The sequence below is a fragment of the Streptomyces sp. NPDC045470 genome (assembly GCF_040646595.1).
In the GTDB taxonomy this organism is placed as follows: domain Bacteria; phylum Actinomycetota; class Actinomycetes; order Streptomycetales; family Streptomycetaceae; genus Streptomyces.
Genome location: NZ_JBEZAN010000001.1, coordinates 171400 through 184611 on the forward strand (window position 1 = coordinate 171400; position 13212 = coordinate 184611).

The 13212-nt window shown below is 71.8% G+C and carries 9 protein-coding genes; 3 read left to right on the top strand and 6 right to left on the bottom strand.

What is annotated here, in order from left to right; translation table 11 throughout:
* Positions 1-34 precede the first annotated feature (34 nt).
* Complete coding sequence (gene uvrA, locus AB0A97_RS00825; RefSeq protein WP_361142565.1) at positions 35-3106, bottom strand: excinuclease ABC subunit UvrA; 3072 nt, start codon at positions 3104-3106, stop codon at positions 35-37.
* Positions 3107-3756: 650 nt separating this feature from the next.
* Positions 3757-4458, bottom strand: a complete 702-nt coding sequence (locus AB0A97_RS00830) for a TetR/AcrR family transcriptional regulator (RefSeq protein WP_361142568.1) — start codon at positions 4456-4458, stop codon at positions 3757-3759.
* A gap of 48 nt (positions 4459-4506) precedes the next feature.
* Between AB0A97_RS00830 and AB0A97_RS00835 the strand changes: the two genes are divergently transcribed.
* The 3 genes from AB0A97_RS00835 to AB0A97_RS00845 all read left to right on the top strand — a co-directional run bounded on the left by AB0A97_RS00835 (position 4507) and on the right by AB0A97_RS00845 (position 7957).
* A complete protein-coding gene (locus tag AB0A97_RS00835) occupies positions 4507-6363 on the top strand; it encodes an FAD-dependent monooxygenase (RefSeq protein ID WP_361142571.1) in 1857 nt (618 codons plus the stop codon).
* A 157-nt stretch (positions 6364-6520) separates the two neighbouring features.
* A complete protein-coding gene (locus tag AB0A97_RS00840; protein ID WP_361142574.1) occupies positions 6521-7291 on the top strand; it encodes a maleylpyruvate isomerase family mycothiol-dependent enzyme in 771 nt (256 codons plus the stop codon).
* Between the two features lie 9 nt (positions 7292-7300).
* A complete protein-coding gene (locus tag AB0A97_RS00845; protein ID WP_361142577.1) occupies positions 7301-7957 on the top strand; it encodes an MBL fold metallo-hydrolase in 657 nt (218 codons plus the stop codon).
* 105 nt (positions 7958-8062) lie between these two features.
* Here AB0A97_RS00845 and AB0A97_RS00850 read toward each other — a convergent pair whose 3' ends face one another.
* From AB0A97_RS00850 to AB0A97_RS00865, 4 genes are all read right to left on the bottom strand, one after another.
* The gene (locus tag AB0A97_RS00850) at positions 8063-8521 is read right to left on the bottom strand and encodes a lamin tail domain-containing protein (RefSeq protein WP_361142580.1); all 459 of its coding nucleotides are present in this window, start codon (positions 8519-8521) and stop codon (positions 8063-8065) included.
* Positions 8522-8757: 236 nt separating this feature from the next.
* Positions 8758-9762 (bottom strand): TerC family protein, encoded by a 1005-nt coding sequence (locus AB0A97_RS00855; RefSeq protein WP_361142581.1) that lies wholly within the window; start codon positions 9760-9762, stop codon positions 8758-8760.
* Between the two features lie 358 nt (positions 9763-10120).
* On the bottom strand, positions 10121-12232 hold the full coding sequence (locus AB0A97_RS00860) for a TerD family protein (RefSeq protein ID WP_361142583.1): 2112 nt from the start codon (positions 12230-12232) through the stop codon (positions 10121-10123).
* Between the two features lie 57 nt (positions 12233-12289).
* On the bottom strand, positions 12290-12868 hold the full coding sequence (locus tag AB0A97_RS00865; protein WP_361142586.1) for a TerD family protein: 579 nt from the start codon (positions 12866-12868) through the stop codon (positions 12290-12292).
* Positions 12869-13212 lie beyond the last annotated feature (344 nt).

Consider the following 13212-nt stretch of genomic DNA (forward strand, 5'->3'; position numbering starts at 1 on the left):
TGGGACGGCGGCCCGTCGGCTCGTCCGGCGGCGGTCAGGCCCGGCGGGCCCTCGTCGCCTTCTCGGCCGCCGTCTTCTTGACCGCCGTCTTCTTGACCGCCGTCTTCTTGGCGGCCGCCTTCTTCGCCGTCGGCTTCGCGGCGACTGCCTTGGTGCCGGTCTTCGCCGAGACGGTCTTCTTCGCCGGGGCCTTCGTCGCGGCGACGGTCTTCTTCGCCGCGCGCTTCTTCGCCCCGCCGGCCGTGGCCGGCCCCGCGTCGCTGACCCGGTCGCCCAGGATGTCGCGCAGGAACTTGCCGGTGTGGCTGGCGGGGACCGCCGCGACCTCCTCCGGCGTGCCCTCGGCGACGACCAGGCCGCCGCCGTTGCCGCCCTCGGGACCCATGTCCACGATCCAGTCGGCGGTCTTGATCACGTCGAGGTTGTGCTCGATGACGATGACCGAGTTGCCCTTGTCGACCAGGCCGGACAGCACCTTGATCAGCTTGCTGATGTCGTCGAAGTGCAGACCGGTGGTCGGCTCGTCCAGGACGTAGACCGTACGGCCGGTGGAGCGCTTCTGCAGCTCGGAGGCGAGCTTGACGCGCTGCGCCTCACCGCCGGACAGCGTCGGCGCGGACTGCCCGAGCCGGACGTAGCCCAGGCCCACCTCGTCGAGCGTCTTCAGGTGCCGGGCGATGGTCGGTACGGCCTCGAAGAAGCTCAGCGCCTCCTCGATCGGCATGTCCAGCACCTCGGCGATGGACTTGCCCTTGTAGTGGACCTCCAGCGTCTCCCGGTTGTAGCGCGCGCCGTGGCAGACCTCGCACGGCACGTACACGTCCGGCAGGAAGTTCATCTCGATCTTGATCGTGCCGTCGCCCGCGCAGTTCTCGCAGCGGCCGCCCTTGACGTTGAAGGAGAAGCGCCCGGGGAGGTAGCCGCGGACCTTGGCCTCCATCGTCTCCGCGAACAGCTTGCGGATGTTGTCGAAGACGCCGGTGTACGTCGCCGGGTTGGAGCGCGGCGTACGGCCGATCGGCGACTGGTCGACGTGCACGACCTTGTCCACCAGGTCGTCGCCCGCGACCCGGACATGGCGGCCCGGCACCGACTTGGCGCCGTTCAGCTCACGCGCCAGGTGGGTGTAGAGGATGTCGTTGACGAGCGTGGACTTGCCGGAGCCGGAGACGCCGGTGACCGCGGTGAGCACGCCGAGCGGGAAGGAGACGGTGATGTCGCGGAGGTTGTTCTCCTTCGCGCCGTGCACCGTCAGCTGCCGCTCGGGGTCGGCGGGCCGCCGCACCTCGGGCGTCACGATGGCCTTTTTGCCGGACAGGTACTGCCCGGTGACCGACTCCTTGTTCGCCAGGAGTTCCTTCATCGTGCCGCTGTGCACGACCTTGCCGCCGTGCTCGCCGGCGCCCGGGCCGATGTCCACGACCCAGTCGGCGACCTTGATCGTGTCCTCGTCGTGCTCCACGACGATCAGGGTGTTGCCCATGTCGCGCAGGCGCACCAGCGTCTCGATGAGCCGGTGGTTGTCGCGCTGGTGCAGGCCGATGGACGGCTCGTCGAGCACGTACAGCACGCCGACCAGGCCGGAGCCGATCTGGGTGGCGAGCCGGATGCGCTGGGCCTCGCCGCCGGAGAGGGTGCCCGCGGCGCGGTTCAGCGAGAGGTAGTCCAGGCCGACGTCGACCAGGAACTTCAGCCGCTCGTTGACCTCCTTGAGGACCCGCTCGGCGATCTTCTTCTCGCGGGCGTCGAGCTTCATCTCCCGCAGGAAGTCGGCACAGTCGCTGATCGACATGGCCGAGACCTCGGCGATCGAGCGGCCCTTGACCGTGACGGCGAGGACGATCGGCTTCAGCCGTGTGCCCTCACAGGTCGGGCAGGGCACCTCGCGCATGTAGCCCTCGAAGCGCTCGCGGCTGCTGTCGCTCTCCGCCTCCTGGTGGCGCCGCTTGACGAACGGCACGGCGCCCTCGAACGCGGTGGTGTACGAGCGCTCGCGGCCGTAGCGGTTGCGGTAGCGCACGTCGATCTGGGTGCGGTGGCCGTTGAGGACGGCCTTCTTGGCGCGCTGCGGCAGTCCGGCCCACGGAATGTCCGTACGGAAGCCGAGGGCGTCGGCGAGCGCGCCGACCAGCCGGCCGAAGTACTCCTTGGTGTGGCCGTGCGACCAGGGGTGGACGGCGCCCTCGTCGAGGGACTTCTCCTCGTCCGGGATGATCAGCTCGGGGTCGACCTCCATGCGCGTACCGATGCCGGTGCAGTCGGGGCAGGCGCCGAAGGGCGAGTTGAAGGAGAACGAGCGGGGCTCCAGCTCCTCGAACGACAGGTCGTCGCGCGGGCAGTACAGGTGCTCCGAATACATCCGCTCGCGCTGCGGGTCGTCCTCGTCCAGGTCGACGAAGTCGAGGATGACCATGCCGCCGGACAGACCGAGCGCGGTCTCGACGGAGTCGGTCAGCCGCCGCTTGGCGCTGTCCTTGACGGTCAGGCGGTCGACGACCACCTCGATCGTGTGCTTCTCCTGCTTCTTGAGCTTCGGCGGGTCGGAGAGCTGGATCGTCTCCCCGTCCACGCGGGCACGGCTGTAGCCCTTGGTCTGGAGGTCGGAGAAGAGGTCGACGAACTCGCCCTTGCGCTCGCGCGCCAGCGGGGCCAGCACCTGGAAGCGGCTGCCCTCGGGCAGTTCCAGGACCTTGTCGACGATGGCCTGCGGCGACTGCCGGGCGATCGGGTCGCCGCACTCGGGACAGTGCGGCTTGCCGATCCGGGCGAACAGCAGGCGGAGGTAGTCGTAGACCTCGGTGATCGTGCCGACCGTGGAGCGCGGGTTGCGCGAGGTCGACTTCTGATCGATCGAGACCGCGGGGGACAGGCCCTCGATGAAGTCCACATCGGGCTTGTCCATCTGCCCGAGGAACTGCCGGGCGTAGGAGGAGAGCGACTCGACATAGCGGCGCTGCCCCTCGGCGAAGATCGTGTCGAAGGCGAGCGAGGACTTGCCCGAGCCGGAGAGCCCCGTGAAGACGATCAGGGAGTCTCGGGGCAGGTCGAGCGAGACGTTCCGGAGGTTGTGCTCGCGAGCGCCACGAACGATGAGACGGTCGGCCACGCCGGTCGGCACCTTTCTGGAGAGGGGCGGGAGGCCGCGGCCCAGCTGCGTGCGGCCCTGACGGCGGCGGTCGGGCGACCCGGTCGTCCGGGCGCCGAGCCCGGTGGGCACGGAAGCTGGGCGAGCCCCCGCCCCAGGGTATGGGGGCTGCCGCGGCGATGTCTTATTGATGCCACACACGAGCCTATAGCACGCGCATTCGAATTACGGGCTCTGTCGCACCGCTTCACCCGAACGTGTGGTCGCTGATGTCAACGCACGGCGGCTCGCGTCTCTTCCTGGCGATCACCCACAGGCCGTACCCCCCTTCACCCACGCGCGTCCGGTGGTCCCGGTTCCCTCCGGTACCGGGGCCGCGGCGGCGGGAAACCGGCATCGGGGCGAAGGTGTCCGAAGTCACGGCCGGGGTGGGCGCCGGGTGGACGCTGTTCGATTTCTGGGGCCGTGCGGCGCTCCTGGGTACCCGCGGCCGGTCCGGTGCTTTGGGATACCCGCGGCCGGACCGGCGCTTCGGGGTACCCGCGGCCGGTCGGGTGCTTCGGGGTACGTACGGCCGGTCCGGCGCCCCGGGGCGTGTGCGGTCGGCCTGGCGCCCCGGGGCGCGTGCAGCCGGTCCGGCGCTCCGGGCGCCGTGCGATCGGTCCGACACTTCAGGACTCGTGCACCGGCGACCCCGTCCGCACCACCCGTGACAGCACCTCGAACGTGTGCCGCAACAGCTCCCCCTCTTCCGCGGCGATCTCCTCGACCGGGGCACCCGCGAGCTGCCGCCGGACCACCGTCGCGTACACGGAGCGGTACCCGGCCACGGTCAGCGCCGCGGCCAGTCTCGGCCCGTACGCGTCCGGCCCGGCCCCTTCGGCCTCCGCGAACAGTCCGGCGAGCGTGCCCTGGAACTCGTCCAGCGCCTCACGCCCGCGCGCCATCAACGCCGGCGACTCCACCAGCACCCGCCACCAGTAACCGACCCCCTCCCCCACCCCGGCGAGCGGGTGCCGCCGCTCCAGCAGGTCGAGCGCGAGGCCCTGCAGCGCCTCCAGTGGCGAGCGCCCCTCGCCCCGCTCCCGTACGGCGCGCGTCACCAGCTCCACGATCTCGGGGACGCGGTCGAGGAAGAGGTCCTCCTTGCGGGGGAAGTAGTTGAAGACCGTCATCGTCGAGACCTCGGCGGCGCGGGCGACCTCGGCGACCGTGACGTGGTCGAAGCCGCGCTCGACGAACAGCCGGGTCGCTTCGCCGGAGATCCGTTCGCGGGTCCGGATCTTCTTGAGTTCGCGCAGCGAGAGCCCGCCGCCGTCCGCGGCCGCCGGCGATCCGCCGCGCCGCCCGCTCTTCTCCGTACCGTCAGCCATAACCAAAATTTTAGCCGAAACAAATTTTTAGTGACTACACTTCGCCGCATGGACACAGAGACAACCCGCTGCACGGACCCCCGCCCGGACGTGGTGATCGCGGGCGCCGGGCCCGTAGGACTGCTGCTCGCCTGCGAACTCGCCCTGCGCCGGGTGCGCGTCGTCGTCCTGGAGCGGCTGGCCGCGCCGGACGAGACGATCAAGGCGGGGGCCATCAACACGCCCAGCGCGGAAGCCTTTTACCGCCGCGGGCTGCTGCCCGCGCTCGCCGAGGTGCAGCAGGAGGCGTTCGGCCGCTTCGGCTCCTTCATGCGGCAGCGGCAGGCGGCCGGGGCGACGCCGGTCCGCGCGGCGCCGAAGTTCGCCGGGCACTTCGCGGGCATCATGCTGCCCGCCGAACTCCTGGACGCGTCCGACCCCGGCTTCGACGACGTCGGACCGGCCGGTGACATCGGGCTGGTGCCGCAACTGGCACTTGAACGGCTGCTCGCCGAACGCGCCGCCGAACTCGGCGTCGTGGTGCGCCGCGGAGTGGAACTGACCGGCTTCGACGCGGCGGACGACGGCGTGACGGTGCGTCTGCGCCCGGTCGCGGGGGCCGCCGGCGCGAGCACCCGCCAGGACGGCCGCACGGGTGGAGGAAAGGCCGACGGAGAGACAGCGGGAGAGGCGGCCGGGGAGGCAGCGGGAGAGACGCTCCGGGCCGACTGGCTGGTCGGCTGCGACGGCGGGCGCAGTACGGTCCGCAGGCTCGCGGGCTTCCCGTTCCCCGGCACCGCCCCGGAGATCACCGGCCGCCAGGCGATGGTGGAGCTGTCCGGGTCCGAGAAGCTCGGCGCGGGCTGGAACGAGACGGCGACCGGCATCTACGCCCACGGCCCGCTGCCCGGCCGCATCCTCACCGTCGAGTTCGACGGCCCGCCCGCGGACCGCGACGCCCCCATCACCCTGGAGGAGTTGCAGTCCAGCCTGCGCAGGACCTCGGGGACCGACGTCACGATCACCAAGGTGCTCACCGCCACCCGCTTCACCGACCACGCCCGTCAGGTCCCCGACTACCGCTCCGGGCGCGTCCTGCTGGCCGGCGACGCGGCGCACGTGCACTCGCCGTTCGGCGGCCAGGGGCTGAACCTGGGCATCGGGGACGCGATGAACCTGGGCTGGAAGCTGGCCGCGACGATCCACGGCCACGCCCCGGAAGGGCTGCTGGACACCTACACCGCCGAGCGGCACCCGATCGGCGCGTGGGTGCTGGAGTGGACCCGCGCCCAGGTCGCGGTGATGCGGCCGGATCCGCACGCCCGCGCGCTGCGCGAGGTGGTCCGCGACCTGATCGGCACCGTCACCGGCACCACCTACTTCGTCAAGAGGATCTCCGGTGTGTGGCAGGGCTACGACCTGCCCGGCGACCACCCGCTGACCGGCCGCAGCGCCCCCGACCTGGAACTGGCCGACGGCAGCAGGCTCGCCGGCCACCTCCGGGACGGGCAGGGGCTGCTGCTCGTCCTCACCGACGACCCGGAGACGGCCCGGCAGGCCGCGGAGTACGCCTCCGGGTACGCGGGACGGCTGCGCGTGGTGACGGGCCGCTGCCCGAGCCGTCCGGAGCTGACCGGGCTGCTGGTACGGCCGGACGGGATCACGGCTTGGGCCGCCGGTACGGACGCGTGGCAGGACGGGGAAGGAGCGGATGCCGGGGGCGGGGAGGCTGAGGTGTCCGCAGGCTTGGGTACCGCTTCGGGCCGTACGAGCGGTGCGGCTGGTGTGGCCGACGTGTTCGGTGCGGCTGGTGTGGCAACCGTCCCCCGGCCGTCGGCTGCGGAAATCCGCACGGCAGACGAACCGGGCGCCCTCGACGACGCGGTGCGGCGGTGGTTCGGTGCTCCTGACGCTGCGGCCGGATGACGGACGCGGGCTCGGCCGGTCCGGCTCCGCACCGGTCCGGCCGAGCCCGCCGAACGGCCCACACGCCTCGCGCGCCACCCGCGTACGCCCTCCCGCGTACGCCCGGATCCGTGCAGGCCGACTCCCGCAGACGCCGCCGCGGCGCTAGCTTCGGACCATGACCGACAACGTGCCCGACTCCGCGCCGGGTTTCGAACAGGACACCACCTCCGTCCGTGAGGCGACCGACCGACTGCTCGTCGACGTGGGCAAGTTGGACGACGAGGCGATCGGAGAACCGTCACTGCTGCCCGACTGGACCCGCGGGCATCTGCTGGCCCACGTGGCACGCAACGCCGACGCCCTGGTCAACCTGCTGACCTGGGCACGTACCGGCGTCCGTACCCCCATGTACGCAAGTGCCGAGGCCCGAGACGCCGACATCGCCGAAGGCGCCGACCGGCCGCTCGCCGTCCACCTGGACGACCTGCGGTCCAGCGCCGAGCGTTTCGACGCGGCAGCGGCGGCGCTGCCGCCCGCCCGTCGGCAGTACGAGCTGGAGATGCGCAACGGGGTCCTGGAACGCGCCGCCCGGCTGCCGCTCCGCCGGCTGACCGAGGTCGAGCTGCACCGTATCGACCTCGGGGTCGGTTACGGCATCGAGCAGTTGCCGACGGCCTTCGTCGACGCCGCGCTGGCGTTCCTGACGGGGAAGAAGTTCGCGGGGCACGTCGACGTACCGGCCGTGGAACTGCGTACCCCCGACGGGCGGCGGTGGCGGACCGGCCGTACGGAGCGCACGGGCAGGGTCGCCGAGGACACCGGGAACGTCCCGTACCTGGTGGTGTCCGGGTCCCCCGCCGAACTGGTCGGCTGGCTCACCGGCCGGGCCAAAGGCACCGGCCTCGACACCCGGGGCGGCCCCCTTCCGGCGCTTCCGCCGCTCTAGGGTGGAGCCATGAGTTACACGGGAGCAGTGAAGGTCGGCGGACCGGCCGACGTGCACGAACTGGCCGACCTGATGATCTCCAAGGTCGCGGTCGGCCCCATGGACAACAACGCCTACCTGCTGCGCTGCCGGGCGACCGGCGAGCAGTTGCTGATCGACGCCGCCGCCGATCCGCACACCCTGCTCAGCCTGATCGGCGACAGCGGCATCGCCTCCGTGGTGACCACCCATCAGCACGGCGACCACTGGGGCGCGCTGCGCGAGGTCGTGGACGCGACGGGGGCCCGCACGTACGCGGGCCGGTACGACGCCGAGGGCATCCCCGTACCGACGGACGTGCCCGTCGAGGACGGCGACACCCTCACGGTCGGCGAGGTGCGGCTGACCGCCCGCCACCTGGCGGGACACACGCCGGGCAGCATCGCCCTGATCTACGACGACCCGCACGGGCCCCCGCACGTCTTCACCGGCGACTGCCTCTTCCCCGGCGGCATCGGCAACACCTGGGGCGACCCGGAGCAGTTCACCAGCCTTCTCGACGACGTCTCGGCCAAGCTCTTCGACCAGTTGCCCGACGAGACCTGGGTCTACCCGGGGCACGGCTCGGACACCACACTGGGCGCGGAGCGTCCGCACCTCGCCGAGTGGCGCGCACGCGGCTGGTGACGGGGTAGGCGGTGGTGGGCGACCGGCGAGCGGTTGTCCGGTCCGCGCCGGTCTGCGGTGCGGGCCGCCCGCCCGGTCCGCAGACCGGGGCGGACGGCCGCTCCGTCAGCAGTTCACGAAGGCCCGGCGTGCGTTGTTGTAGCCGCAGCTGTCGACGCGCGCGCCGGACGGCTTCTTGAGGGTCGCCGTGTCCTTGGTGTTGTTCCACACGTAGGCGCGGCTGTTCTGGTAGCGGTGGGCCGCCGTGTCGCGCCCCTTGCCGGTGTGCACCGTCACGGTCTTCCCCGCGCCCAGGCTGTACGTACCGAAGGTGTACGTGTGCCGGGAGGCGTCGGTCAGCTTCCAGCCCTTGAGACTGACGGCTCGCGAGGTGGAGTTCTTGATCTGCACCCACTCGGCGTTGAGGCTGGCGTTGGAGCCGTTGTCGCTGCCGGGGCTGTTGTAGTAGATCTTCGTCAGGTGCACGGACCCGGCGGCGGACGCCGGGGCCGCCGTGACGAGTCCTCCGACCGCGGTGGCTATCGCGAGTGCGGCTGCGGCGGCCGCCTTGGTGTGATGACGCATGGTCCCCCCTCGGGACAGTGCGCGCCGGGCGGGCCGTGGCCGGTGGGGCGTCGGTCTCCCTCCGGGCGCGCGACCAACGATGCGCGCACTGTACGGGGTTGTGGGGTCGCGGGCGTACGCAGGGTGCCTATGTGACGTACGCATATGCCCGCACCGCGCGCAGGAGGCCCCGCGGTGCACCCGCGGGACCTCCTCGAACACGCCGGGGCGGTGTGTCCGCCCCTCAGGACAGCCGGTCAGACGTCCACGGCGTCTTTGGCATCTTCCTCCGCCCCGGCGGCCGCCGCCTCCGCACGGGCCTGCTTCTTCGAGGCCCGCAGACTCGTGAGCGTCGTGACGACGAGGACGGCGCAGATCACGCCGAGCGAGACCGGGATGCTGATCTCCGGGACGCTCACACCCGACTCGTGCAGGGCGTGCAGCACCAGCTTCACGCCGATGAACCCGAGGATGATCGACAGGCCGTAGGAGAGGTGCACCAGCTTCTTCAGCAGACCGCCGATGAGGAAGTACAGCTGCCGCAGGCCCATCAGGGCGAAGGCGTTGGCGGTGAAGACGATGTACGGGTCCTGGGTGAGGCCGAAGATCGCGGGGATCGAGTCCAGCGCGAACAGCACGTCGGTGGTGCCGATCGCCAGCATGACGATCAGCATCGGCGTCATCAGGCGCTTGCCGTTCTCGACGACGAACAGCTTGGTGCCGTGGTACCTGTCGGTCGACGGGAACCGCTTCTCGACCATCTTCAGGAAGCGGTTCTCCTCGAACTCCTCGTCCTGCTCCTCCGCCCGGGCCTCCTTGATGAGCTTCCAGGCCGTCCAGATGAGGAACGCGCCGAAGATGTAGAAAACCCACGAGAAGTTGGCGATGATCGCGGCGCCCGCGCCGATGAATCCGGCGCGCAGCACGAGGGCGATCAGCACACCGACCATCAGCACCCGCTGCTGGTAGATCGTCGGCACCGCGAACTTCGCCATGATCAGGACGAAGACGAAGAGGTTGTCGACGCTCAGCGACTTCTCGGTGATGAAGCCCGCGAAGAACTCGCCGGCCGGCTGCCCGCCGCCGAAGACGAGCAGACCGAGGCCGAAGAGGCCGGCGAGCGAGATCCACACGGCGGTCCAGATGCCGGCTTCCTTGATGGAGACCTCGTGCGGTTTACGGCCGCCGATGAAGAAATCGGCGGTGATCAGGGCGCACAGACCGATGATGGTCAGCACCCACAGGGTCAGGGAAACGTCCACTGCTCCTCCGGCAGAGTCGTACGGCACTAACAGCGTCGTCGCTGCCGGAGGTCTCTTCCACCCGGGAGCGCTGGTGCCGCGCTCCCCGAGACGGGCCGACGCCCCGGGATCTCGTCAGTGGTGCGATCCGTGATGACGGGGACGTCGCGCAGGAATACTCCCCTCCGCACCACAAGAGTAAAGGAAGGGCAAGGAATAGTAAAGAATTGGGTAAATGCGCTGGTCAGATGGCGGGTGCGGGAGGGCGAAGGGTGGTGGGTGACAGATGGCGGGTGGCGGTGAGGGCCTGGCCGGGGCGGGGCGCGGGTGTGACGGGGCGGGCTGGTCCCGCGGGTTCCGCCGCCCCGGCGGCCGGTGGTCAGCGCTCGCGGGTGCGGCTGTTGCCCTGCGACCGGCGGGCCTCCGCCAGGTCGACCAGGACCTTGCGCAGCACCCGGCTGCCGTCCGGCACGCGCGACGGCTCGTACGTCCAGGCGTGCCCGACCCAGGGGTCGGCGAGGTGGGCGTCCGGCACCGGCGTCACGCGCAGCAGGGAACGCCACAGCGGGTCCAGTACCGGCCCGTACTCCCGGGCCTCGGCCCGGTCGGCGACCATCAGCAGGTGCACGCCGACCGACGGGCCCTCGTCCGCCAGGTAGCGGAGCTGGTTGACGGCGCGGTCGTCGAAACCGTGCGGGAAGTCGTGGACGATCAGCAGTTGCTCGGCGGTGTCCAGGTCCGGCGGCAGGGCTTCCGCGGCCTGGTTGCGGACCGCCATCTGTACCAGGTCCACGCGCCGGGTCAGTTCGCCGAGCACCGCGGTCACGCCCTGCGCGCCGGCGGCCGGGGGCTCACGGAGCGCACCCGTCTCCAGCAGCGGCGCCAGAGCGGACGCCGCCGAGCCGGCCGGGTCGATGACGTGGACGGTGAGTTCGCCGACCGGGTGGGCGGCCAGCAGGCGGGCGGCGAGCGTGACGGCCGTGTCGACCGCCCGGCGCCGCACCTCGGCCGCGTCGAGCGGCGCGGTCCCGTGCGGGCCCCCGGCCATTGCGTCCAGGCCGTCGAGTCCTTCGAGACCGTCGAGGTCGAAGCTGCTCCCGAACGCGCCGTCGGCCGGTTCCGCGCCGGCGAACGTCTCCGGCCGCCCGCTGTCGATCCACAGGCCGCGGTCCATCGGCAGTCGTACGAGCATGGGGATCCGCAGGTCGGGGCACTCCGGCAGGCGCAGGTCACCGAGCCGCACCGCCGTCGGGTACTCCTCCGGCGGCCGGTAGCCCTGCCAGACCGGGCTGCTCCAGGAGGCGAAGGCCGGGGGCAGGGCTGGTTCGACGGCTTCCGCCTCGGCGGTGAGCTGGGCGAGATCACGGTCGAGCACCTCACGGGCCTGGGCCGCGAGGCGGGCGTGCTTGTCGTGCGCTGCGGCACGCGCGGCTTCGGCGGCCGCTCCCATGCGGTTGCGGGGGACGGCGTTGACGGCGTCCAGTTCCTTCGCCAGGCGGGACTGGGCGAAGTCCATGGCGCTGCGGTAGGCGGCGACCGTCCGCGCCAGGTCCTCGAACATGCCCCAGACCTGGTTGTAGAGCCGCTCTTCCGGCGTCCGGCCGGCGGCGTCACCGGCTACCGGGCCGGCGGGCTGTGCGTTGCTGGAGGGGGGCGCGGGGGGCGCGGATGTGGATGCGGATGTAGGGGTGGATACGGGTGTGGCGGGTGTGGGCGACGGTGTCGTGGGGGTGCCCTCGTGCGGCTGTCGGGGCGGGGGCGGGGTCGAGGTGTGCCGTTTTGGATGCCGGTAGTCGACGGGGCCGCGCGATTCGGCGGGGGCGGACGCTGCGGTGGGGTGGGGTGACGCGACGCTGGGGCCGGGTGACGCGACGGTGGGGCCGGGCGGCGCAGTTGGGCCGGGCGATGCTGTGGGGACCGGTACGGAACGCGCGTGGCCGCTGCGTACCGCTTCCTGGATCTCCGAGGCCAGCCCCGCGCCCGTGGCCTGCGGCAGGCCCTGGTCCTGGAGCAGTGCGGCGAGCCCGCCCGCGTACCCCTGCCCCACGGCCCGCACCTTCCAGGCGCCCTGCCTGCGGTACAGCTCCACCGCCACGACGGCGGTCTCGGCGTCGAGGTCGACGAGCGTGTAGCTGGCGAGCTCCGTACCGTCCAGGCCCGTGACGGCGACGAACGGTGCCGCCGCCGCGCCGAAGACCGCCGGGCCGCCGATGCCGACGGGCAGCGCGAGCAGCACGCTCGCCCGGTGCACGGCGGCGGGCAGGGCGTCCAGGTCCACCGCGATCCGGTGCTCGGCGGCGGCCTGCCGGGGCACCTCGACGCCGTCGCGGCGCGGCGCACCCGGATGAGCGACCGCTTCGGCGCCCGCGAGGTCGCCCCGCTCGTCGGCGAGCGTCACCGCCGCGACGACGGGCCCGCCCGCCGCGATCCTGATCTCCACACGCGTCCGGTCCAGTGGGTGGTTCTGCCCGCGGACAAGCTCGGCCGTCATCGTCGTTCCCCCGAAATGTCGTGCGCCCCGTGCTCGCCGACGGGGCCTGGTGCGTGCTTACAGGTACGGCAGGATCGCCGGGACGACGTCCTTGAACGTACGGCCGTCGGACGGTTCGCCGATCGCGGTCATCTGCCAGCCGTCGCCGGAACGGTGCACCTTGCTCATGATCTGCGCGGTGTAGTCACCGCCGCCGGTGAGGGTGTAGCGGGCGAGTTCCTGGCCGGTGGTCTCGTCGACCAGGCGGCAGAACGCGTCCTGCACCTCGGCGAAGGTCTGCCCGGTGAAGGAGTTCACGGTGAAGACGATCTGGTCGATGTGCACCGGCACCCGCGACAGGTCGACGAGGATCGCCTCGTCGTCCCCGCCCTGGCCCGCGCCGCCGACCACGTTGTCGCCGGTGTGCCGCACCGACCCGTCGTCGCTGATCAGGTGCTGGAAGAAGACGACGTCCATCGGCTGCTTGTCGGCGAAGAGCACCGCCGAGGCGTCGAGGTCGATCTCCCGGGTGCGCGATCCGAACAGGCCGCGACGGGGCGCCGAACGCCAGCCCAGCCCCATCCGTACCGCGGTCAGCGTCCCCCCGTCGGACTTCGCCAGGCTGATGCCCTGCCCCTTGGACAAGTTGACCGACACGTGCCGTCCCCTCTCGCTCTGTTCTCCCCGTCGCCGCCTCCCCGACGGCCTCCCCCGACCCTATGCACGGCCCGCCCCCGGCACGCCGCTGCCCCGCGCTTTGTGGCGTTCCTGCAACACAGCCCGCCCCGCTCGGGAAGCCCGGCCGGCCCCTCCAGCGGTGCAGGGCGGCCCCGGGCCTGTACGCCGGAGGAGAGGCAGGGCGAGGCCGAGGCGGGGCCAGGACGGGGCCCGGACCGGGCCGGGGCGAGACCAGGGCTGGCACAGCCTCAGCCCGCCCCCTGATCACCCGGTCAGTACGGCCCCGTCACCCGCAGACCGGCCACCCGGCCCCCGTCCACTCA

What these genes read in the sequence shown, in the direction of transcription:
- AB0A97_RS00845 (WP_361142577.1), top strand. Translation starts at nt 7,301, where the DNA reads ATGAGTTACACGGGAGCAGTGAAGGTCGGCGGACCGGCCGACGTGCAC.
- AB0A97_RS00835 (WP_361142571.1), top strand. Translation starts at nt 4,507, where the DNA reads ATGGACACAGAGACAACCCGCTGCACGGACCCCCGCCCGGACGTGGTG.
- AB0A97_RS00860 (WP_361142583.1), bottom strand. Translation starts at nt 12,232, where the DNA reads ATGACGGCCGAGCTTGTCCGCGGGCAGAACCACCCACTGGACCGGACG.
- AB0A97_RS00850 (WP_361142580.1), bottom strand. Translation starts at nt 8,521, where the DNA reads ATGCGTCATCACACCAAGGCGGCCGCCGCAGCCGCACTCGCGATAGCC.
- AB0A97_RS00830 (WP_361142568.1), bottom strand. Translation starts at nt 4,458, where the DNA reads ATGGCTGACGGTACGGAGAAGAGCGGGCGGCGCGGCGGATCGCCGGCG.
- AB0A97_RS00840 (WP_361142574.1), top strand. Translation starts at nt 6,521, where the DNA reads ATGACCGACAACGTGCCCGACTCCGCGCCGGGTTTCGAACAGGACACC.